13 protein-coding genes and 1 pseudogene are annotated in these 24,965 nt (G+C 38.1%); 9 read left to right on the forward strand and 5 right to left on the reverse strand.

What is annotated here, in order from left to right:
• Window positions 1-20: 20 nt before the first annotated feature.
• A complete protein-coding gene (locus tag CGC47_RS06785; protein ID WP_042001240.1) occupies window positions 21-641 on the reverse strand; it encodes a hypothetical protein in 621 nt (206 codons plus the stop codon).
• A gap of 269 nt (window positions 642-910) precedes the next feature.
• Here CGC47_RS06785 and CGC47_RS06790 point away from each other — a divergent pair.
• The 4 genes and pseudogenes from CGC47_RS06790 to CGC47_RS06805 all read left to right on the forward strand — a co-directional run.
• Window positions 911-1,135: pseudogene (locus tag CGC47_RS06790) on the forward strand (transposase); the annotation flags it as partial.
• A 141-nt stretch (window positions 1,136-1,276) separates the two neighbouring features.
• On the forward strand, window positions 1,277-1,807 hold the full coding sequence (locus CGC47_RS06795; RefSeq protein ID WP_042001380.1) for a GNAT family N-acetyltransferase: 531 nt from the start codon (window positions 1,277-1,279) through the stop codon (window positions 1,805-1,807).
• Window positions 1,808-1,975: 168 nt separating this feature from the next.
• Window positions 1,976-5,014: a SusC/RagA family TonB-linked outer membrane protein gene (locus tag CGC47_RS06800; RefSeq protein ID WP_095900154.1), complete on the forward strand. Its 3,039-nt coding sequence runs from the start codon at window positions 1,976-1,978 to the stop codon at window positions 5,012-5,014.
• A gap of 17 nt (window positions 5,015-5,031) precedes the next feature.
• A complete protein-coding gene (locus CGC47_RS06805; protein WP_042001237.1) occupies window positions 5,032-6,549 on the forward strand; it encodes a RagB/SusD family nutrient uptake outer membrane protein in 1,518 nt (505 codons plus the stop codon).
• A gap of 50 nt (window positions 6,550-6,599) precedes the next feature.
• Here CGC47_RS06805 and CGC47_RS06810 read toward each other — a convergent pair whose 3' ends face one another.
• The 4 genes from CGC47_RS06810 to ruvA all read right to left on the reverse strand — a co-directional run bounded on the left by CGC47_RS06810 (window position 6,600) and on the right by ruvA (window position 17,546).
• Window positions 6,600-7,622, reverse strand: a complete 1,023-nt coding sequence (locus CGC47_RS06810) for a dipeptide epimerase (RefSeq protein ID WP_013998281.1) — start codon at window positions 7,620-7,622, stop codon at window positions 6,600-6,602.
• A gap of 19 nt (window positions 7,623-7,641) precedes the next feature.
• The gene (locus CGC47_RS06815; RefSeq protein WP_095900155.1) at window positions 7,642-9,783 is read right to left on the reverse strand and encodes a suppressor of fused domain protein; all 2,142 of its coding nucleotides are present in this window, start codon (window positions 9,781-9,783) and stop codon (window positions 7,642-7,644) included.
• A 133-nt stretch (window positions 9,784-9,916) separates the two neighbouring features.
• Complete coding sequence (gene sov, locus CGC47_RS06820) at window positions 9,917-16,960, reverse strand: T9SS outer membrane translocon Sov/SprA (RefSeq protein ID WP_042001231.1); 7,044 nt, start codon at window positions 16,958-16,960, stop codon at window positions 9,917-9,919.
• 1 nt (window position 16,961) lies between these two features.
• Window positions 16,962-17,546 carry a Holliday junction branch migration protein RuvA gene (gene ruvA, locus CGC47_RS06825; protein ID WP_042001228.1) on the reverse strand — a complete coding sequence of 195 codons (585 nt, stop codon included), beginning with the start codon at window positions 17,544-17,546 and terminating at the stop codon, window positions 16,962-16,964.
• Between the two features lie 389 nt (window positions 17,547-17,935).
• Between ruvA and CGC47_RS06830 the strand changes: the two genes are divergently transcribed.
• The 5 genes from CGC47_RS06830 (at window position 17,936) to CGC47_RS06850 (ending at window position 24,908) form a co-directional block, all read left to right on the forward strand.
• Window positions 17,936-18,610 (forward strand): hypothetical protein, encoded by a 675-nt coding sequence (locus CGC47_RS06830; protein ID WP_042000872.1) that lies wholly within the window; start codon window positions 17,936-17,938, stop codon window positions 18,608-18,610.
• Between the two features lie 345 nt (window positions 18,611-18,955).
• The gene (locus CGC47_RS06835; RefSeq protein WP_095900156.1) at window positions 18,956-20,074 is read left to right on the forward strand and encodes an adenylate kinase; all 1,119 of its coding nucleotides are present in this window, start codon (window positions 18,956-18,958) and stop codon (window positions 20,072-20,074) included.
• Between the two features lie 64 nt (window positions 20,075-20,138).
• Window positions 20,139-21,137 carry a GTPase ObgE gene (gene obgE / locus CGC47_RS06840; RefSeq protein ID WP_095900157.1) on the forward strand — a complete coding sequence of 333 codons (999 nt, stop codon included), beginning with the start codon at window positions 20,139-20,141 and terminating at the stop codon, window positions 21,135-21,137.
• A 188-nt stretch (window positions 21,138-21,325) separates the two neighbouring features.
• Window positions 21,326-22,018, forward strand: a complete 693-nt coding sequence (locus CGC47_RS06845; RefSeq protein WP_013998271.1) for a zinc metallopeptidase — start codon at window positions 21,326-21,328, stop codon at window positions 22,016-22,018.
• A gap of 115 nt (window positions 22,019-22,133) precedes the next feature.
• Window positions 22,134-24,908, forward strand: a complete 2,775-nt coding sequence (locus tag CGC47_RS06850; protein WP_095900158.1) for an outer membrane beta-barrel protein — start codon at window positions 22,134-22,136, stop codon at window positions 24,906-24,908.
• Window positions 24,909-24,965 lie beyond the last annotated feature (57 nt).

A 24,965-nucleotide genomic window follows, 5' to 3' on the forward strand; every position in this document is an offset into this window, starting at 1 on the left:
TTTTAAATTATTTTCGTTTTTTATGAGTATTTTATAAATCTATTAACCATAAACATCGCAAGGACAATGATTACCAAAAATATGACCCAGTTTAGCATCGCCGTTACACACCAACTGGCATAGAGGCTATTCTCTTTGGATTTTGTCTGGGGCAGGAATTTGTTTTTTATGGTGGAAATGAAGAAAACTACAACAAAGACAAGCAGCATTCCCAATAAAGCCAATATTCCCAGTGTATCTCCAGTGCGTCCAAAAGAAAAGATACGCAAAAATGAACGCACCATCACCTCGGGCATCATTGCCACAACCACATAAACCACAATCCCGAGAAGGACAAACAGCCCCCGCATCAATTTTTCTACGGGATTTTGGGCGGTAGTCGGTGGATATGGCAGGGGTTCGCTTTCTTGGGCAAAGGGCATTTTTCCTTTTAGGCTCAGCCAAGCCCACACCACACCAATCATCAGGGCGATGACTCCCAAAAACACGCGATCGGCAGAAAGCTCTAAGCCCATTTTCTTGACAAGAATAACCAAGCCTAGCCAAGTGAACAGCAACACAAAAATAATCGGCATTAGGAGAAGCAGTCTGAAGATTTCCTTACGTTTATCTGGGAGCGGTGTATTGGGGGTTTTGTTCATCGTTATTTATGTGAAATGTAAAATGTTGGCGTTTGCAATGATACAAACAATCGTAATAATAGACAAAATATGAACTATAAATTTGTATCAATCAAGCCAAAAGCATATATTACACGGTAAGTAAACACATTTTTTTGCATCCTTTTTCAAAAACACTCATAACGGTCTGTTTTTTAATATTTCGTACATTTTGTCCACCAGCACGGAAAAATTTGTGGGGAAATGATGTTTTTGGAAATTCATTTTCTACTTTTATTTTGCTTAAATTTCATAACCCTGAAAAATCCGATGAAGACACTACAAAAACGACTTTGAAATGGATACATATTGTTATCAGTAATGCTAAAAGGAATTTGCTTTGTAACTATCATAAAATCAATCAAAAGTATTTACAATTATATTTAGACGAATTTGTTTACAAGCTCAATAGCCGCTATTTTGGGGAGGATTTATTTGATAGATTGGTCTTAGCGAACATCACCGCTTATGAGTGATTAAGGGTGTGCAATAATAAAAATACCTAATACTTGGTTATTTGTCTTCTACATTTTCTACTTTATCCTTTTTACTTGGCTCTTGATACTTTGCACTTTATCCTTACCTTTGCCCCGATAACACTTTCAAAAACAACAGAAATGACTTTACAATGGCAAAACATTTCCGATACAGAGGATTTATACTTTTCGCAAATTTGGCAAATTTATCAAGAAGCCTTTCCCATAACGGAAAAAAGAAACTTACAACAACAAAAACGAATCCTTAAAAATCAAAACTATAATTTATCTGCCATTTTTTCAAGTGGAACTATTGCTGGGCTTATCGGATGGTGGGATTTTCCAAGTCTTCGATTCATTGAACACATCGCCATTGATGAAAAATTCAGAGGTGGTGGTTTAGGTAGCCAATTTTTGAATGAATTTATTGAGCAAAATAACAAACCCATTCTTCTGGAAGTTGAAAAACCAGAAGACGAAATATCGGTCAGAAGAATCGAATTTTATAAACGGTTAGGATTTCACCTTAATATTGTAGATTACTTGCAACCTCCTTATCAGAAAGAGCAAGAGCCTCTCCCTTTATTTGTAATGACCTACCCAAAGGCTTCATCGCAGCAACAAATTGATGTATTTGTGGAAAATCATCATCAGGAAATATATTTTGATTAGAACACTCTCTGTAATAGAAAATTGTCATACGAACCAAATTCAAAATACACAAACAAAACGTGATAAAAAACGATTTTATTTGTTTTTGTTAAATTTTAATCAAAATTATTGCTTTAACAATTTTTTGTAACTATATTTGGGTATGTTTTTTCTTAATCATTCTCAATTATGGGCAAACAATTGTTGACACTATTGATGTTGCTGTGGGGTTCATTAGCCTTAGCACAGCAAAGGACGGTTTCCGGAAAGGTTACCGACCAAAGTGGTAACCCATTACCCAATGTAAATATTCTGGTAAAGGGTACTGCTCACGGAACGGCTACAGATTTTGAAGGTCTGTACACGCTCAATAACGTTAATTTGGGCGATATTATTGAATATAGCTACATTGGCTTTGTTACCCAAACCCGAAAAATTTCTGATAATCGGCAAAAAATCACCCTAAATGTAGTGTTAATTGAAGACACTCAAGAGCTTGAAGACGTGGTGGTAGTAGGGTACGGAACGCAAAAGAAAACCGATGTAACTGGAGCTGTGGCATCAGTCGATTACAAACAATTAGCTACTCAACCCATAAACACAGTTAACGATGCCCTAAAGGGACGAATTGCTGGAGTACACGTTTTTTCAAATAGTGGTGCGCCAGGAGGCTCCATTTCAGTTCGTGTGCGTGGTGTGGGTACTGTAAACAACGCTGACCCACTATATGTGGTTGACGGAGTGCCCACTTCGGATATTAACTTCCTCAATCCTAATGATATTGCTTCTATTGAAGTACTCAAAGATGCTTCATCTTCCGCTATTTACGGATCAAGAGGTGCTAACGGAGTCGTTTTAGTAACTACCAAAGGAGGTAAGTTTAATATGCCTTCCAAAATAAATATTGACACCTATGCCGGAGTGAAAAACCTTATCAATAATTGGCAACTGACCAATGGTGCAGAATGGTACGATATTCAAAAAGCACTTAACGAAACCCGCACCAAACCCATAAATCTGTCGTTAGTAAGCCGAGATGTTTCTACCGACTGGCTCAAAGAAATTTCAAGAACCGCTTTCGTTAGCGATAGGAATGTGAGTTTTTCAGGGGGAACTGACAAATTGGTGTATATGGTAGCTGGTGGTTTTTATAAGGAAGAAGGAACCATAATAGGAACAGATTATCAGAGAATTACTGCCCGATTAAAATCAGATTATAAAGTAAAAGACTATCTGAAAGTAGGCGTAAACATAAATATTCAAAGTAGCGATACACACAATTCAATACTCGAAGGAAATCCTACCGTAGGAACCATCAATACAGCTATTAAACTAGAACCCAATTTTCCCGTTTGGATAGACCAAAGTAAAGGCAAATATGACTATTCCAAATTCACTGATTTTCCCAATCCGGTAGCTCAAATTGCTTACAATAATGACCGCTCGGAAAAACTGCGAATGCTTGCCAATGTTTATGCCGAATTTGAACTGCTAAAAGACCTCAAGTTTAAAAGTAGCTACGGATGGAACAGAACCAGTACCGATAACTATTCATTTACACCAGTTTACGAGGTAAATGTCAATCAACGAAATCTAGAAAATAGCATTTATCGCTACAACGGAAGGAATGTTTACCAAACTTGGGAAAATACTTTCAACTACACCAAAGAAATCGGGAAACACAATATTAGTGCGCTTTATGGATTTACCAAAGAAAAAAGCCGTTACGAATGGGTATCTGGAAGCAAAAATAACATCCCTAATGAAGATAAGGCCTTGTGGTTTTTAGATGCGGCAACCAGTGGCGATGCCGCAAAGGGTTCGGCTTCGGAGTTTACTTTGATGTCTTATTTAGGAAGAATCAATTACTCATTTGATAATAAATACCTAATAACAGCCTCATATCGGGCTGACGGTTCGTCACGCTTTTCAAAAGGAAATCGCTGGGGATACTTCCCTTCCGTAGCTTTGGGTTGGCGTATCAGCGAAGAAAACTTCCTTAAAAATACAGAATGGCTTTCTTCATTAAAATTAAGAGCAGGTTGGGGGCAAATTGGAAATCAAAACATAGGTACTTATCCGTATCAAACCACAATAAACGGTGATGCACAATATCGATATCTGTTTGGGGTACAAGAAGATATTTGGCAAGGATACGTAGTTACAGCAATGCGTGACAAAAACATCAAATGGGAAACGGTAGAATCGGTAAACGTAGGATTTGATGCCTCATTCTTTAACGGAAAACTAGATTTGACCTTTGATTGGTTCAACAAAGACACCAAAGATATGCTACTTTCAGTGCCTATCCCTCTGTATTATGGTTATGAAAACGGACCTGTGGTTAACGTAGGGAAAGCTAACAACAAAGGTATAGAACTCAGCCTAAACTGGAAAAACAAGGTTTCAAACGATTTTGATTACAATATAGGGTTTAATATCTCTACCTACCAAAATAAAATGACCAGTATAGGAAACGGAAACCCTATAACAGGAGGAGTTTACAAAAATGGTTCGGCTACTCGTACCGAAGAAGGCGAATCCATAGGTTTCTTTTACGGGTATAAAACTGCAGGGCTTTTCCAATCACAAGCCGAAATCGACAATTGGGCAATACAACAAGGTAAAGATAATTCAGCATTACAACCTGGCGACTTAAAGTTTGTAGATGTTACCGGTGACGGAACAGTTGACGATAAAGATCGTACCAAAATAGGGAGCCCCGACCCCGATTTTATTTACGGAATTAATTTGGGTATCAACTACAAAGGTTGGGAACTGAATGCTTTCGTACAAGGTTCGCAAGGCAATGAAATTTTCAATGCTATGAAAACCCACTTGTATCAGTTTGACGAAACCAACAAACACAAAGATATGGTGCATTCTTGGACGCCCACCAACACCGATACTCAAATGCCTCGCTTAACAGCAAAAGACAAAAATAATACCAACAGAGCTTCTGATAGATTTGTTGAAGATGGCTCATACGTTCGTTTGAAAAACGTAACCTTAGCTTATAATCTGCCTTCACATTGGATGGAAAAGGTAAAAATGAGTCAAATGAAATTGTACGTATCAGCTCAAAACCTACTGACCTTTACTAAGTATTCAGGTGCTGACCCTGAAATTGGTCAAGTTTCTTCAAGTAATTATTTGAGCAGAGGCGTTGATTTAGGAATATACCCACAAGCAAGAACCTTTGTAATGGGATTGAAAATGCAATTTTAACCTAAAAACAAAACACAATGAAAAAGAATATCATTAACATAATAAAAACAACACTACTGGGCATATTACTGGCAGGTTGTAACCCCGATTTTCTTGATCAAGAAAAATTAGGAGAAGAGACCTCTAATGTGTTTTTCAATAGCCAACAAAAGGCATTAAATTCACTAACTGCTGCTTATTCCGATATTAAAGATTATCGATTTGGCTGGACTCATTGGGCTTTTGGCGAAACCCTTAGCGACAATGCTATTTACGGAGGAAGTGATGGTGACAACTCTAGCTTTTCAACACTAAAAGACTTTAATGCCAATACATCGCACCCATTAGTTACTAACAAATGGCGGCTTTGCTATCGAGGCATCAACAAAGCTAATCAAACCATTGAAGGGGTACAGAAGATGAATAGTTCGTTATTTGAATCGGAAGCTCTAAAAAACCGAATCGTTGCCGAGGCAAAAGTGTTACGAGCTTTCTATCACTTTGAATTGGTACGTTGCTATGGGCGTGTACCCATTTTAGATCGACTGATTACTTCTAATTCAGATAAAATCGCACAATCCGACATTGAAACCGTTTACAAATTCATCGTTGCCGATTTGGAAGCAGCACAAGCCCATCTTCCTAAGAAAAGCCAATACGATGTTAAAAATCGAGGCAGAATCACTCAAGGATTTGCCCAAGGACTATTAGCTAAGGTAAATCTTTATAACAAAAATTATCCTGAAGCCAAAAAATGGGCAAAAGCAGTAATGGACTCCAACGAATATCAATTGGTAGCCAATTTTGCTGATATTTTCACTTTTGAAGGCGAACACGGAGCCGAATCCATCTTTGAGGTAAGCTTTTTTGACTCTCAAACCGAATCGGCAGCTACCAAAAACAACGGAAACTTTCAAACCTTATTTATGCTTCCCCGAAATATCACCTACGGATATGGCATAAATTTGCCTACTCAGGAATTAGCTAATGCCTTTGATGCTGCTGGAGATGTTATTCGTAAAAAGGCCACCTTATTAACTACCGAAGAGGTATATCAATTAGAAATTTCCCCTGAAATTCTAAACTCAAGCGACCCTGAAAAAATTGAAAAAGAGAAAGCGAAACTTGAGTTTAACAGAACTGGTCTTTTCCAAAAGAAAATGTACGTTGCTCCGAACAAACGCTCAAAACAAATACGTAACAATGCTAACAATATCCGTATGATGCGTTATGCCGAAATTTTGCTCATCTACGCTGAAGCCGCTGCCGAAACCGCTGATGAAGTAGCAGCTAAAATGGCTTTAAATCAGGTGCGTTTAAGAGCGGGATTGTCGGAAGTTATCAGTACTGGAGACGCCTTAAAAGATGCTATTTTTAACGAACGTCGATTGGAACTAGCTGGCGAAAGTGAACGTTATCACGACCTTATCAGAACAGGAAGAGCAAACGCTACGATACTCCCTGGCTGGAGTGAAGCCAAAAAATATTGGCCTGTTCCACAAACCGAAATTGATAACACCACAGGAGAAATAGAACAAAACTCAGGATATAACTAATCATAAAAAATCGGGCTTTAAGCCCGATTTTTTATGATACATCATCACCTTTATTCTAATCCTTTCTTAATCACTCCTATACCAGGCAGACTATTGAGAACTATCTTTCCACGAACTGCTTTAACCCCCTCAAAAATATCATTACTGATAAGCAAATTTCCATCAAGATCTACCCAGTCGGCAAGGGGGGCAAGTTGTGCAGCTGCCGAAATAGCACACGAAGTTTCAGTCATACAACCTAACATCGTTTTCATTCCTAAAGCCTTTGCCAAATGAAACATTTTATGAGCTTCACGCATTCCAGAGGCTTTCATCAGTTTGATATTAATTCCAGAGAAAATCTCCCGTAAACGAGGGATATCTTCCAGCCGTTGCACACTTTCATCGGCAATAATAGGTAAAGGGCTATGCTCGGTGAGCCACGATAATTCTTTAAGTTGATTTTTAGGCATTGGTTGTTCTACAAAAAGTACGTTTTGGGTAGCTAACCAATGGATATTATCCAAAGCTTGATATTTATCCGTCCACCCTTGATTAGCATCTACACAAAGTGGAACTTGAGTCAGTGAGCGAATGGTTTGTATCATTTGTTGGTCATTGTCAGCTCCAAGCTTAACTTTAAGCCTTTCAAAATGTTGAGCTTCGAGCGTTTTTTGACGAACAACCTCTTCGTTATCAATACCTATAGTAAAGGAAGTAGGTGGTATTTTTTGTGAACTATATCCCCATATTTTATGCCAAGGTTGTCCAAGTAATTTGCCTACCAAATCGTGTAAAGCTATATCAATAGCCGCCTTTGCAGCTGTATTTTTAGGAGAAATCTCATCAATATAATGCAGAATGTCTTCCATTTGAAAAGGATCGTTAAATCGTCTTAAATCAATCCGTTCATAAAATTGAGCAACCGTATGTAAGTTTTCTTTCAAATAAGGAGGCAAAGAGGCTTCTCCATAGCCCACAACCCCATTGTATTCAAGGGTAACAAGCATACACGGGGTGGTGGTACGACTACAAGAGGCTACCGTAAAAGGATGTAACAATTGCAATTGAAAAGGAGCAAATTTGAAATCCAAAAGACTATTTTTTTTAAAATTAACTTCCTAAATTCAAGTAAATTACAGGTGTTCCATCTTCTTGGTAGGATTCCAAATCGAAACCTTCAAAGAAAATATGGTCGCCTAAATCTTTGTTAGATAATGTATTGTGAATATGACGAAGTAAGTTTAAAGCTCCGTAATAGTTGCGGTCTTCACTTTCAAGTTCTGCTAATATACGAGCGTAGTACATTCCGTCTTCATCTGGGTCGTCAAAAGTTTCAGGATTAAGCAAACGCTCATTTTCTAAAATATCTTTCTCACTTTTGATGTAAGCCTCATACATCATCATCACTTTGGAACTGCTAAAAATGGTTGCAAAAGGTGTGAAATCTTCCAAATCGTTTTCAATATCAGCATTGTAATCTCGTATGCCGTCCCAGAAATGCATCAGTGAACCGTAAAAACGATCGTTAAACGCCCACGCAATATTATCTAATAAATTAGGAGTTTCCATAGCCTCGTAATCTTCACAAACATTCACACGATTGATGTCAACTACTGGAGGATACGGAATGTCAGCCTCTTCGAACTTGTCTAGCAAATCGTCTGCCGATTGGTCGAGTTTGAATTGCGTTTCTTCTGGATAAAGTGGCACTACATAGAAGAATCCAACTTCTTTTCCCGAAGGTAATTCTGCCACAGCCCATTGGCTTTGTTCGCCGTCTTCACTTTGTGTAACTGCCCCGATGAGCATCAGGCAATCGAAATTAGTACCTTCCAAAGCATCATTGGTAGGTATGGTATGCCCGTATCCTAAATAAGTTTGATGCTGGATAGGCAAACGAGCTAAGTTTTTCAGCCAACGGATAGGCCAATAGTCTTTCTCTTCTTCACTTTGGATATTCCAAGTAGGAGGTAGGTTGATAACCAGTTCGGCAAATGGCGAGGCGTGATAATCCTCCGGGGTGTACATCTGAAAAGCTCCCATACCGCCCGTTACTAGTGTGTAATAATTGCGTTCTGGTGTGGGTTTTATAAGATAAATATCGCAATGAATATCAGGAGATACGAGTTCGTGCAGAACCTCATCAAACTTCCCGAAAGTTATTTCGATATAACTTTCCAAAGCCGTGCGTTCTTCTTCAGTGTAATACGCTGCTTCTTGGTAATTTCCGTCTTCAGCAAACTCAAGACAATTATTTTCGGCATTGTACACCAATTGTTCTGATTGCAAATTGCGAATGATGTAACCCAACCAATCTTTGATGTCGTTGTAGAGATAACCTACTTCAAAATTATTGATGTCCTCGTTGAGCATCACGCAGATAATTTGCCCATAAAATTCTTCCTGTTTGGGGTCTAAATCCATACAAATGAAGAATTGCTCTCCAGCCAAAATCGGAATCCATTTTTCGTTGAAAAGTGTGTTTTGGACATCTTCTTCATCAAAGAAAATTTCTTCGGAAAGTCGGACATTTTTCCAATTCTCACCATAATGTTGCTTTACAAAGCTCAGCCATCTTTCTTGAATTTCAGTTACTTCACTTAATGAAACAAAATGCTGATTGCCTGTTGCGAAAAACGGAACAATTTGTTTTTGACCATTGAAAGTGCGATAAAGCTCTTTGTAAGCTTCAGGAAGTTTTGCACCAATTTGGTTTTCAAAACTTTCCAACTCAGCATCGGAAGCTCCTGAGGCGATGAGTGTACGCAAATTGGGAGCTTTTTTCTCTAAAAAGTGTAAAAATCGTTCTAACGGATATTGCACTCCTTCTCTTCCGCCATTGTAAACCTCTACAGGCGAAACTCCTTTTTCTTGAGCATATTCAATACAAGCCAAGTACGTATCTACATCATTACCAGAACCTTGTAATTCTTGTTCTCTGAGGAAGTGTTTTTTTGCTAATTCACTGTTATTGAGGTAGAAGTAGGAATACCCGATGCGATAATTCCATGAAGCTGTTTCGCCAAGTTCTTCTTCCAGATATTTGAAAACATCGATAGCTTTTTGCAAATATTTTTCATTTTCAGCAGATTGGTCGAGCCAGTAAAAGTTGTTATAAGCCCTTCCGAGTTCGCTCAGAACGGCAGTAGAACGCTCTTCCACAGGCAGATTTTCTATAAAGTCGATAATAGCTTGGATGTTATCATTTTCATCCCAAGCATCAATTTTTTTTAGGATTTGTTTTTCTGTCATAATTTTTATCTATCTACGCTTTTATTTTGAATTTTAGAGTTTTAAATACATAGATTCGAGTTTAGCTATCTTTCTATGTGGTAAAAATCTGTATAATATTTTTAAAATTCCAATTTGTATTGCAACTATGTTTTTAATTGAATGTATATTTAACGGAAATTCCCGTACGAATAGTGGTCATCGGGAATGCCGTAGAAATGGCTGATTTGGAAAAATTATAATTAAAATAATACGATGCCAACAGATTTCTACTCAACGCATATTCAGCCGACATACGTGCCACCCAAGAGTTTTGCCCTGCCGTAACCTGATGATTATAAATTTCCATATTGCGTATTACCGTAAATTCCTTTAGGTAAGATACATCGGCTTTAAGTATCAAATCGCTCTTAATGGTAGTAGGTACGCCATTGATACGCGTTGCAAAGCCCACATTTTTAAACCGATACCCCAATCCTACCTTGTATTCTTTACGGAAAATTTCTGTCAGATAATCATTATCTAAGCTGATAGAAATGGTTCTGTCGCGCCTTAATTCGAGCATCGCATTTACCGAGTTTTTCATTTCCATATCCACCCGAATCAAAGGGGTGAACTGCTCTATAAGATTTACCGTAGAAAATAAATTTTCATTCAAGAAATTGCCAGAAGCATCTGTTTTACTGATGTTTTTAGCATCATACTCCAAATTAGTTCTGAACTCATTAAGCGAGTAACTTGCTGTATATCCGTGCGAAAGTGAAAAACGTCGGAAAATGTTTTTGAAAGCCTCTAAGCGCATCAGCCCCGTATAGCGAATGTTCCACCCTGGTATGGGAATTTTTCGGAAGGCATTAAGCGATACGTTCGCAGCATCGGTTCCGCTGTAAGCCGCCACAAAGGCAGGCATCATTACCGCTTGGCTATTTTTGCCATAACCTATCGGGAAGCCATCAGCATCAAAATTGGCAGGATTATTTAAATCAATACCACGTGTTGCGGCAAGTCTTCTTGCTACGGTTTTACGATTTTCCTTAAAAGTTTCAAAAGCATCCGAATAGTATTCGTCAATTCCGCTAAAGGAAGTTGCCAAAATATTGGTAGATATTTTAAAGTTACCTACCTGATTGCCAATGAGTTTTTTGTATCTGTAATCAGTGTTTGCAAGTTGCTCTATTTCAAAGGTTTCTGTGTAATTATCCGTATATTGACGTTCGCCTTTAAGGTCGATTTGCAAATCGGGTAAGGGTTGCAAATTCGCCACGATATTGAGTTGTCTTTCGGCAGATTGCGTATATTGTTCGTTAAAATCAGCAAAAGTAGTTAAATAGCCTCTTTCAGCAACTCTGTTTCTGATATCGGTTTGGTCACCAAACATAAAGCCCAAAGAAGGTTTAGCCGTACCGAAAAAGCCCACTCGAGGAATGTATCCGGGAAGCATCTGCCCGTTGGTTTCCGAGTAGTTTACATCAATGCGTTTGACCATTGTAGCTAATAAGGTAAGTAGATTTTTCTTCTGTCCCCCATTTTTAATTCCTAAGTAGGCATAGAATTGATCCATTGCCAAATTAGCCGTAAAGTTATGTGTATTGGCATTTTGCAAAGTATTGATTTCGTGTCCTGCCAAATTGATAAGCACTTCTGAACCTCGTTGCCAATCAAAATCGCCATTATAGGTATAGCTTCCTCGAACGAAAGACAAAAACGGAATTTTATTTAAAGGCAATTCGTAATTCAGTTGGAAATTAGAATAGAAGTGATTGGGGTCACCCATATCCCAGAAGTTATCCCAAAGCCCTACATCTTTACGGATAAAAAGCTCACCTGTAGCATCATAATCATAATAATTACGAACAATACTGCTGTTGGCGGCATTGAAATTCAAGCGTAGCGAACGGGTCAAATTATAATTTATAGCATACTGATAATCGGTCATATAGTTACGCTGTTGTAATTCAGGAATGCGACGTTGTAACCCTGAATTTACACCTTCCAGATATACATCTCTGAAAAGCTGTTTGGTAAACGAACGAGTGATGTTCGATGAAAACATTACACTGGCAGGTAGTAAGTTCAGATTGACATCGGTGAGCCATTGCCAATATTTTTTACCCGATAGGCGTTTTGAATTTTTAAAAGGTTCTATACTTTTGGCTTGAAAAGCGTGATTGTACAATACACCCGTTTTTACATTGCGTTCGTCTTCATACTCAAGCTCATAATCACGGTGATTTACCTCATTATACGCATAATTAAAGGTAAAGTTTTCAACGTTATAGAAACGTTTTTTCTGCTCTTCGCCCCAACCTTTTTTCACTCCAATAAGGTTAATACCGCGCCGAAGGGTAAAACTTTCGGCTTGGTCTTTAATAGCATTCCGCTCTTGCTGACTTTGTGCTGCATCAAGTCGGTCTTTAAGCTTTAAGTCTTGATAAACAGGGTCAAACTCAGGTGTGGTAAGTTTCTGAGAATGATTCAAATTTACAGGAACTTCTATTTTCCATTTTTCAGGCAATAGTTTTCCTGCATTTACATTAACCATTACATCATATTCTTGAACAGCCTCAATGGCACGTTGGTTTGGAGTTTGATCAACAGCCCCGAAGCCTACGGTACTCATTTTACCTGTAGCCGAAATATTCATCAAATCGGCTGCATTAGCATCAAGTGCGGCAACGGCTGCCCAACCACCATTGTTTACCAATTCACTCAATCGTAGTTCATTAAACCAAAATTCACCGCAAGTTTTACCTGCACTATGGTTTTTAATCCCAATCATTACTGCACGTACACTACCCAGTGACGGATTTCCTTTTACTGAATAACGATTCTTACCCAATTCCAAAGGAGTATTTTCAGTAACTACATTCAAATCAGCATCGTAGAAAGTAACTTCCGACAAGGTCTGGTTTCGTATCCCAACCGATTTTAATTTAGTAAGCACCTCCATAGGTACCTGTATCTGGTTTTCATTGGGCCAAATGGCTTGCTCGGAAGAAGCTCCTGCTGGGGTTACCGTCAGTGGAATTTCTACCTGATAGTAATTGTCTCGAAAATCCGTTCCGATACGTATAAAAGCTGACACCTGTCCATTTGCCAACGGATTGAGTTTATATTGCTCGGCGTGTACAAACATTTTGATGTATTTATACTGCCTCAAATCTACATTCATATTCTTGTAAACAGCACGACTATCGTAAGGCTCTAAATCACAAACAATTAGTGAAAGTGATTGCTCATTTTGATCTACCAAAGTGTTGTTGGTATTGATGCGCTCACGATATACACCAGGAGGCATTCGGTACGGAATAGGTACTCGTTTTTCGTTTTCAATGATGTTTACCGAGTTGATTTCGGTATAGGTGTTATCATCTGCTGGGTCGTCCATATCGGTACTTAGCGAATAATTGAAATTTCTCCAATCACCTCGAACCAAATCAAGGGTACCGAAACGCAAAAGCATTTCTTGCTCAAAACCGGTCATATACATACGCATATGAGTAATAGAATTAAAATCGGCAATACCGCCTATAGATTTTCCGTCCCGAATAGGAATTTTAAATTGAATCCAACGGGTATTAACTAACTGCCCATTAGGGGCTTCCACCGATACGTTACGAATATCATTGACGTAAGGATCGGTAGATTGTATGTTAGGTTTTATAGGCAAACGATATTCATAATAGCTGTTTTCGGTATTCATCGTGTAGTTACCATCAACATCTTCATAGTCGGGCAAAGTGGTTGCTCCTCTATCGTTGTCGCTAACTGCGATAGGGGAATTACGCTCCAACCCGTTATAATTAAGATATCTGTCTAATATTTTGCCATTTTTAGCAAGATAGAATTCGTAATTGTCCAAAGCAGGATCGTTGGGAAACTCTAAAGCATTATTTTTATAGAATACGGATTCTTCCGTATCGGCAACTCCATCAAGACCTACGTCTTGCAAACGTCTTGTTTCATTATTAGCATCAAAAGCGTATAATAAGGATTGTGCGGCAGGTACCTTCCCCCACGAGGAAGTATTGATGCTTGTGGTAGAGGACGGACCAGGCAATCCGTTTTCATATTGTTTACGTCCGTCTTTAAGCACGTCTTCGGAAATATTTCCTAAGTTGAAAACCAGCTCTCCGTTTCCAGCATATTCTCCTGAAGCATATGGGTCCATCATCCAAAATTGAATATATTCCACATTAGTTTCCTGAAAATCGGAATACGTCATACCACGCATAATTCCTCCCCATTTATCGTTTGCTGTTGAGGCAGCGTACAACGGGTTGTCGTTATATGGTCCTTTTCGGTTTGGATAGTAAGCCAAATCAAGCGTAGTTTGCACTAACGATTGCCCTTGTGCTACTTGTTGTTCAGGGAATAACTCCTCAATGTAAATACGTCTTGTACTATTTTTGGATATTTCATCGGAAGAAATATCGGAAGGCTTTTGAGTAGTATAAAAAATGGGGTCGATGGTGTACCAAGCTAATTTAGCTCGTCCGTAACCATTTCGTAAATTTTGGGGGTCATCGGGCGAATTTCCGTAAAGTTTTTGGTCTTTAATTTCGCCAAATTCCAAAGGCGTACTTGCTAATTTCCAAGCCAGAGGCGAACGTACATCAATGGTGTATTGTGAGGTTTCAAAATCGTCCAAATATACAGTGGTCTCTCCTTCAAAGTTATCGCCTTTGGGCGTACCTGGTATCAAATAAGCAAATTCACCGCGTACCGCAAGGTTCGAGGCAACATCAGTTTTTATAGTCGGAATTCGGTTTACCCAACGCGTAAGAAAAGGAAGTTCAGTAGCGTAGTTCCCTCCGAAACCAAAAATGGTATTGTTTACGGACTCCTGCCCATAGCTTGATTTTTGAGTATAAGGACGTTCCCTAAGGTTCACCACCGATGCCCCCATTACAAATTTATCATTAAACTTGTGCTCGACGTTCACTGCCATAAAGCGAGTGGTTTGACCACCAAAAATCAAATTATTTTCTACAGAAACCTGAATAGGAATGTTAGAGGCTTCTAATCCAGCATTGATAATTTCAACCGTTCCCGATTGATAATTCACCACATAATCAATACCTTCCACCAATATACGCCCTCCAGCAGTTACCCGAACTGAACCTTGAGGCACATTGAAAGCACCCAATGAAATCCCTTTCCTGCCCGATGATTTAAAGCGTCCTTTGAGTTGAAACTTATTTTTATCGCTATCCATTTGCGCCTGTACCTTAGTATTGGCATACAAACTTGGGTACACGTATTTTTTCTGATTGGCATTGTAGCCTGATGGGTCTTTATAGTTTCCTCCTCCTAAAGTCTTATGTAAGAATTCACCAAAGGGCTCCACCTTGGTAAAAATGATTCTACCGTATTGTTCATCAATGGTAATTCCGGGAATAAAATCGAAGAAACCATCTCCACCAGGCTGAGGGTCATTATATTTGTTAAGACGATCAAAATTAAACAAATGGAGCAATATTTTTTGGTCTAATCCAGTAGGCCAAGTGGCAGGATCAACCGCAGAAATATAGTTAATAGGTGAAGGATCAGCATAATATACATTCATTCGAAAGTCTTGTGGATCAAGTTGTAACACCCCTAACGAATAAACGTTCTTCATCATCAAGTGCCATATTGGGTCTTTGGTATTGAGGCGATTGCTTTTGAGCATCTTTAAAACCAATAAGTTATTGGTAATAGCGTTATCGGTTGAAAAATTATTTACCGTCGTGGCAGAAATACCATCGTTAGCAAATTCACCTACTTGAAAAACTTCACCTCCGTAAGTGTATTGATAAGCCACTGCAAGTACCTCATCACTACTTAAGGTGGTACTGAGTGAAATATAACCCAGCTTGGTATCAACACGATAGTCCGTACCCTCCTCTAATTTACGTGCATTTTCAATAATAGCATAATCGTGCCCCTGATTTACCACTCCAGAAATCGTTCCAAAACCTTGAGATACAGTAGCTACATCACGAATAGCGGAAGTCAAGACCGATGTTCCGTTTTTAATTTTAGTAGGGTCGTAATTATTCGCTGCATTGGTAGGCATTGCATTTGTTGTAGGGCGAAAAAATCCGGCAGGAGCATTCAAATTCAGACGCGTATTTTCAGGTTTGGATTCACCTAAATCCTGCAATGCTAACACATTACGAATATTCCCTGAGCGATTATTACGATTGGTTACCCAAACCTCAAGTCGCGTTATTTGTACTTTACTATTTATGAAAGGATAATTCTCGAGTGCCTTATCGTATTGGTCACGGAAGAATTGTGCCAAAAAGAAGTTTCGGTTTTCGTCATAATCCAAAGCGGTGATTTCGAATTCGGTAAGCGTTCCTCCACCCTGAGCGGTAACGGTTCGGCGTTCTGATTTTTGTTCTGAAAAAACTCCGGTGATGGTGGTACGCCCAAATTTTAACTCGGTTTTAACCCCAAACAAACTTTGTGAGCCCGTAATGAGTGAATTGCTCATCGGCATACTGATGTTTCCTAATTCTACTTTTTGTAGAATATCATCTTCATTAGGCTCATATTCTAATTTAAACACGTTTTGAAAATCAAAAGTAGCTTGAGTATCATATTGAGCGTTAAGCGATAGTTTGGTACCGATGTTTCCCGTAAGCCCCAATCGGATGACTTGGTCAAAATCAAGCCCCCAATTTACCCTATTTCGAGGGGTCATCGCCGGATTATCATTTTTGGTGTATCGCACTCCCAAATCTACCCCAACACTTCCTTGCGGTATCAAATCAATATTTTTTCCTCCAAAGATGCTTTCAAAGAAATCGGAATTCACATAAAAATCGGGTAACAAATCGCGTTGTACTTTTTTCCTTTCCTCTTCGCCCTTACTGCCAGAAAGCGCTTCAGATTTTTCTCTGAAATAATAAGCCATTTGCTCTTTCATTACCAATGCTTCGTACTCTTTTACAGTCAGAACCATAGGCGTTTTCAGGTCATTTTTCCCAATTTTTTCCGTGTAAACGTACCGATGTAGCAACGGGTCATACGTATATTTTTTAGCAATGCTTTCAGGAGTTTTCAGCCCGATTTGCTTTATAGCGGTTTTTACCGTTACCGAATCATTAGGCTGTTGCGCTATAGCTTGTGAAAAAACGAACATTCCAAAAAATAGAAATGTTATCTTCCTAATTTTAGAAAAGATTATATATTTCGAAAAGTGCATCTTATAAGTTTTTAAGGGCTTGTTTAATGATTTCTTCTACACTAAGTTGTTCAGAAGAGGTTCGTATAATTCGGTCAACTACTTTTTCGGCTTGTTTACGAACAAAACCTAAAACTTCCAATGCCGCAAGTGCCTCTTCCTTATTAGTATTTACTTCATTATAAGGGATATCTTCAAAATCTTGAAGTTTGGTCATTTTCTCTTTCAAATCTAAAATTACGCGTTGAGCCGTTTTTGCTCCAATACCTTTAACTGATTGTATCGTAGCTACATCACCATTTATAATAGCACTACGTACTTGTGCTGCGGTAAGCGAAGAGAGCATCGTACGTGCCGTTCCTGCTCCCACCCCAGATACAGAGATAAGTAAAACAAAAACCTCACGTTCGGCTTTAGTTAAAAAACCATAAAGGTTATGAGCATCTTCTTTTATCTGCAAGTAAGTATAAAGTTTAATAGCTTCATTTTGAGGCAATGTACTATAGGTATTGAGTGTTATGTTGATAAAATACCCCACCCCGTGGCAATCTACCACCAAATGCGTAGGATTTTTTTCAACCAATTTTCCTTGAATTTGGGTTATCATATCCTTTTTGTTTTAATACTTTTTTACTTTCACTGAATTGAATTCAGTTTTTTTAAAGGTAATTTTCCGCTAAGGTATAAAATAAATTTTTTGTAGTTACAAAAAATACTTTATTCCAACATTTTTTTAACTAATTGTATAAGACCAGCTCTTTTAAAAAACCTTTTGCATTGTTAAAAAAGTATTATTTCTTTATTAAAATACTACTTAAACAAAAGTGAGTAATAACATCAGATTTTGAAAAACCTAAAAATTTGTTTTATAAATTCGTAGCATAAAAAATTGCACTTGGGGGTTGAATGTAACGTGTTAAAAAAAATAAAAAATATTTTTCTTTCTCAAGAAAAAAGTGTTACTTTGCGATAAGTTTAATTTTAATTTAATAGAAGATGAAAAAAATCATTTTATCTTTGGCAACTGTGTTTGCTTTCGGAGTAGTTTCTGCTCAAGACTTAGTTTCTTCTAAAGGAGAAAACTATTTACCTCAAGAAGGAGATTGGTCAATTGGTTTCAACGCAGGTAATGCTTTGAAATTTATTGGTAATGCTTTCAATGGTAACACAAACAACGAATTTGCAGATTCTGCTTTCGGAAAAAACCAAACGGCTTTTGTTTTACCAGGTTTTGAAAAAGGACTTTCTTTTACAGGAAAAGTATTTACCTCTGACACAGAAGCCACTCGTTACACAGCTAACTTTGTGTTCAACTACTCAAAAACTAAAGACCAAGATGCTGAAACAAAATATGGTTTAGCAGTAGGTTATGGTAAAGAGTGGAGAAAAGGAACTACTCGTTTGCAAGGGTACTACGGAGCTGATGTACTTGCTGGTTTTGGTTCAGCTGTAAAAGATAGTTTTAACTTTGCTGTTGGTGCTCAAGGTTTTGTAGGAGCTGAGTACTTCATTTTCCCTAAAGTAGCTTTAGGAGCTCAATATTCTTACCCTGTAGGAATTGGTTACACTTCAAGTAAAGTAGGTGGTGTTGATACCAACACATTTGCTTTCGGATTTGGAGGTGAAAATGGTTTCGGTATCGCTTCTTTAACTTTCAACGTTCACTTTTAATAAGTAACGAGGTTTAAACGAAATACCAAAAGTCGCTTTGCTTGCAGCAAAGCGACTTTTTTATTGTATAACTCATTTGGATTAAACCAAACGTATCAAATATTATTTTTATAGATAGTATATAGTTTAAACTACATAAGAACATAGAAAAAGCGATGTTACTATGTGATTTAAAACACTTCATTTACCGAAATTTTATGTTTTTTTGAAACTTTCAAGGTCAAAAAAAGGGTTCAGATAAATAAATTAAGGGTTGATAATTTTTGCGAGTGACCTAATGTTTCGATGTGGTTTTAAACCTGAAATAAAAAATATCATTATCTTTGTCCTTTATTCAACATTTTTATGGAGTTAGTAAAAATTCACGACAAGGTATTCAAGCCTTATATCAACGCTAAAGAGTTAGACCAAGCCATCGGAAAAATGGCAACTCTTATAGCCTCTGATTTGAAAGATACCGTTCCAGTTTTTGTTTGTATATTGAACGGTTCGTTTATGTTTGCTTCTGATTTCATTAAAAAATACAAAGGCGAGTGTGAAATCACTTTTGTGAAATTATCTTCTTACCAAGGAACTACCTCTACCGAGAAAGTTACCCAACTTATTGGGCTTAACGGCTCATTACAGGGGCGCGATGTGGTTATTTTGGAAGATATTATTGATACCGGAAATACCCTTGAAGAAATTTATCGTATCTTCCAAAGAGAGAATGTAAAATCGTTGCTCATTGGTACGCTTTTCTTTAAGCCAGAAGCTTTTAAAAAGAACTTGAAAATCGATTATATAGGCATAAGCATCCCTAATCGGTTTATTGTTGGATACGGATTAGATTATGATGAATTAGGCAGAAATCTGCCCGAAGTATATCAATTAAACATACCTACAGATATGACAAACTTAGTTTTATTCGGTAAACCCGGCGCTGGTAAAGGAACACAAGCGGCTTTTTTAAAAGAAAATTACAATTTGGTACACATTTCAACGGGCGATTTGTTCCGCTATAACCTCAAAAACGGTACAGAATTAGGCAAACTTGCCCAATCATATATGGACAAAGGCGAATTGGTTCCCGACGAGGTAACCATCAAAATGCTACAACAAGAAGTAGAAAACAACCCACAAGCCAATGGTTTCATTTTTGACGGTTTCCCGAGAACTATTGCTCAAGCCGAAGCGCTGGATGCTTTCTTGGCTTCAAAAGAGATGAAAATCCACGGCACACTTGCTCTTGATGCTGATGACGAAGTACTTATCGCACGTCTGCTTGAGCGAGGTAAAGTAAGCGGAAGAGCCGATGACCAAGACGAAGCCAAAATCCGTAACCGTTTTGTGGAATATAACGAAAAAACAGCCCCACTGATTGATTTCTACAAAAAACAAGGAAAATATCACGCGGTAAACGGCATCGGTAGCATTGCCGAAATCACCGAACGCTTATCAAAAACTATCGATAATTTGAAATAGTTTCAAAAAGAAAACTTGCGGTTTTCCAAAGAAATATGACCATTTCAAATAAAAACAAAGCAAAATGACGGAAGGCAATTTTACGGACTATGTGAAGGTTTTTGCTGCCTCGGGTAACGGAGGCAGAGGGTCTGCGCATTTGCATCGTGAGAAATTTGTAGCAAAAGGAGGTCCTGATGGTGGCGATGGCGGACGCGGCGGACACGTAATCGTTCGAGGCAATAAAAACCTATGGACACTTATTCACTTCAAGTTTCAAAAGCATTTTCGAGCCGGACACGGTGAGCACGGAGGAGCCAACCGAAGCACTGGTGCTGACGGACAAGATGTGTATTTGGAAGTGCCTTTAGGAACCGTGGTAAAAGACGCTATTACCGAACAAGCTCTCTTTGAAATTACTGAAGATGGGCAAGAAATTATCGCATTACAAGGCGGAAAAGGCGGGTTGGGCAATTGGCATTTTCGTTCAGCAACGAATCAAACTCCGCGATACGCCCAGTCGGGCATTGCAGGAATAGAAACCGAATTGCTTCTGGAGCTAAAAGTTTTAGCCGATGTAGGCTTGGTAGGTTTCCCCAATGCCGGTAAGTCCACGCTTTTGTCGGTAATTACTTCAGCAAAGCCCAAAATAGGGGACTATCCATTTACCACCCTAAAACCTAACTTAGGTATTGTGCAGTATCGTGATTTTAAATCATTTGTTGTTGCAGATATTCCTGGTATTATTGAAGGTGCTGCCGAAGGAAAGGGATTGGGGCATTATTTTTTGAGGCATATCGAACGGAATTCGGTTTTGCTTTTTCTTATCCCTGCCGATAGTAAAGACATTGCCCAAGAGTATGCCATTCTGCTAAATGAATTGCAGCAATATAACCCTGAATTGCTACATAAAAACCGATTGTTAGCCATTTCAAAGTCAGATATGCTAGATGAGGAACTGACTGCTGAAATGGAAAGTCTGCTCAAAAAAACGCTTCCCAATGTGCCTTTTGTGTTTATCTCATCGGTTTCGGGCAAAGGAATACAATTACTTAAAGATGAACTTTGGCAAATGCTTCACTAAGTTTATAAATCAAAAAGAGGCAAAAGTGTCTATTGTCAGGCTCAGCGGAAACGTAAGCCTTGTTAATCCGAATTTTTTTTTGAAAGGAAAATACGTTAGGTCAACTTAAAATGTGTCTGACACAGTGAAAGATTTGAAATTTGGCAAGAAATTTGAAGCATCAAAACATAACTTAAAATAAAGAAAAAATGATTGGATATTACGTTTTAATTGGAGTGATTTCACTACTGAGTATGCTAATAAGTTGGCGACTCAAAAGCAAATTCAAACACTACTCACAAGTGCATTTGCGCAATAATATGACTGGAGCTGAAATTGCTGAAAAAATGTTGAAAGACCACGGAATACACGATGTAAAAGTTATTTCAACCCCTGGAATGCTCACCGACCATTACAATCCGCAAAACAAAACCGTAAACCTTAGTGAAGGGGTTTACAACCAAAGTAATGCGGCAGCGGCAGCTGTAGCAGCTCACGAGTGTGGGCACGCCGTACAACACGCTCAGGCTTACAAGTGGTTGCAAATGCGTTCGATGTTAGTGCCGGTAGTTAGCATTACCTCGAATATGTCTACTTTTGTTATTATGGCTGGTTTGGGGCTCGCTTTTGTTTCTAAATTAGGAATTTACGTTGCTATTATCGGGGTAGTGATGATGGGGCTTGCTACGCTTTTCAGTTTCGTTACTCTTCCGGTAGAGTACGATGCCAGCAACCGTGCACTGGCTTGGCTTAAAAACAAAAATATGGTTACCCCCGACGAATATACTGGTGCTCAAGACGCTCTGAAATGGGCAGCACGTACATACTTGGTAGCTGCATTAGGAGCTTTGGCTATGCTCATTTACTGGGTATTACGCATTGCATCATCTTCAAGAGAATAAAAGAATATATTTATAAAAACAAAAAGGTGGATTTTCATTGGAATTTCCACCTTTTTTTAATTTTTTTTGAAGAAAAATATATATTTGCTTTTCTTTATAAATTAAAACAACCAAAATGAATAAGAATTTCACATTGCTATTTCTATTATTTCTGGGTTTTTCTGCTTATTCTCAACAATTTACTATTACAGGAAAAGTGTACGATAAATCTACTCAAAAACCTCTTGAAGCTTCTACGGTCTTTTTAAAATCGGTAAAGGATTCTACTTTAGTGAATTACACCATTTCTGATGCCAAAGGGATTTTCAATTTAAAAGGCAAAACCCAAGAGCAAGAGTTGGATTTGTTCATCACTCACATCGGGAATGCTCCTTATAAAAAACGTATTTCCACTCCAAAAGGGACACTTGATTTGGGGCTTATCCAAATGGAGATGCAATCCGAAGAATTAGAAGGAGTTACGGTGCTTTCCGAAGCCATTCCCATCACGGTTAAAAAAGACACCCTCGAATTCAATGCTGATGCTTTCAAACTTCGCCCTGATGCTACGGTAGAAGAATTGCTTAAAAATCTACCAGGCGTTGAGGTTGATGCTAAAGGAAACATCACGGTAAACGGAACGCCTGTGAACGAAATTCTGGTAAACGGAAAACCTTTTTTTGATGACCCCAAAATCGCTACAAAAAATCTTACCAAAGAAATCGTCAAGAAAGTCCAAGTGAGTGATACCAAAACTAAAGAACAGAAATTTACCAAAGAAGAAGGTGATCCGAACAATAAGTCGATAAATATTGTACTGAAAGAAGACAAAAACAAAGGCTATTTCGGACGAGCCACCGCGGGTTATGGTAATAAAGACCGCTACGAACTCAATGGTTTTGGAAATTATTTTCAAGACCAAACCCGTGTTTCTGTATTAGGTAGTTCAAATAATATCAATACTTTAGGATTTCAATATGATGAAATCTTTGGAATGATGGGTAATGTGGAAAGTCGTACTGTTTCAAGAGGTAGAATTTCTATGGATGGAATGGATTTTGGAGGCGGTGACGGATTTAATCAATCGCACATTGCAGGAATAAGTTATGTAGATGAGTACGGCAAAATGATGGAAGTGGACGGTAATTATTTTTATACCTACAATGATAACGAATCTTACTCACGAAACGACCGAGAAACTACCTTGCCTGACCGCCATTATTTTTCACGCAACGAGCAGTGGGGCAACTCGTGGAATGATTCGCACAATTTCCGAACTGAATTGGAATACAAAATCGATTCGTTGACCCAAATTTCGGTACGTCCGCGAATTGCTGTAAGTAAAGGTAATAGCAGTAACAAAAGTGAAGAAGCTTCTTATGATAGTGATAGAAATCCTGTAAATCAGAGTCTTTCCAAAAGTAATTCGCATAATCATAATGTGAATTTTGAAAATCGGGTTTCTTTCAATCGGCGTTTTAAGGGGACAAAAGGTTCGTGGGGAATATCTCTGTCAAACACTAACAATCGTTCAGAACGAGAACAAGAATTGTACAATACACGTGTGATTTTCAGAAGCCATCCGCATCCGTTCACACAAATTCGTGATCAACACCAAGATACCGATAACCGAAGCGACCATTACTATGTTCGGGCAACTCTTCGTTATCCGCTTTTCAAAGATTTTTTGCTTCGAGCGGGATATAATCTATCTAAAACCGATGCTAAAAATAACGTAAATACTTATGATTCAGATGCTAACGGGAATTATACCGATTTTAATACAGCATTAAGTTCTGATTTTCTGACGGAAAACACACGGCACAAACCCGAAGTCGGATTTGAATGGCGTACGGGGAAGTTCCGTTTTAATAGCGATGTGGGAATGATTTACAATAGAATTGAGAATCAGGATTTTCTTCGGAATTTGGAATTAGATAAAACGTTTCAAAACCCAGATTTCCGATTCCGAATGAATTACGAAATGAAAAAAGGATCAAGTATCAATTTTAGCTATGATACCAGTACACGCGTACCGAGCGTAACTCAGTTGCAACCTATTGATAATGTGAATAATCCGCTACATACATTTACTGGAAATCCGGATTTGAAACCCTCTTTTACAAATGCTTTTCGTATGTCTTTCAGCAATTACAATTGGGAGACCCGTAGTGGAATATTTGTATATTTTACTACTGAATTTCAGGAAGATAAAATTACCTCAATTACCTTAACCAATGATGATTTGACTCGAAAAACCACCTACACTAATGTTGATGGCGATTTTTCAGTATATGGAGGTTTTAATTTGGATAAGTCGTACAAAGTGGGGAAAAATAAAATTGGATATCAAGTTAATCTTTGGGGGAATATCAATAAAAATAATCTTTTTAGTAACGGAACGCGTTATGCCATAACGAATTACGATTTATATCCAAACCTAGGTTTGAATTACAACTATGATGAAAAAGTGGATTTGGATTTGGAATACTCTCCTTGGTTTAAAAAAGCGACATATGATTTGGAAGCTTTTGAAAATCAGAACTATTCAGGGCAACGTGCTTCGTTTAGAATTACAACGTATGTACCTAAAAATGTGATTTTTGGTAGTGATATTGAGTTTTCTTATCAACCCTATATGAATGATGGTTTTAGAAAAACTTATTTTTATTGGAATATGAGTTTGGGCTATAAATTTCTGGATGAAAAAGCCACTTTGCAACTCAAAGCCTTCGATTTGCTAAACCAAACCGTAGATGCGTGGCGAACCATCACACAAGATTATGTGCAAGACTCACAAAAACTGATGCTTAAACAATATTTTATGCTTAGTTTTTCATACAAAATCAACAAAGTCGGAGGTAAAGGCAACCAAAGCAGAGGACGAAGCAGCATCCGATTTTATAGGTAAATAAGTAAATCTTAATAAAATTTAGTTTCTTCAATAAATACAAAAAACAAGATTGTT

Origin of the sequence: Capnocytophaga canimorsus, from assembly GCF_002302565.1 — a bacterium.
Taxonomy (GTDB): Bacteria; Bacteroidota; Bacteroidia; order Flavobacteriales; family Flavobacteriaceae; genus Capnocytophaga; species Capnocytophaga canimorsus.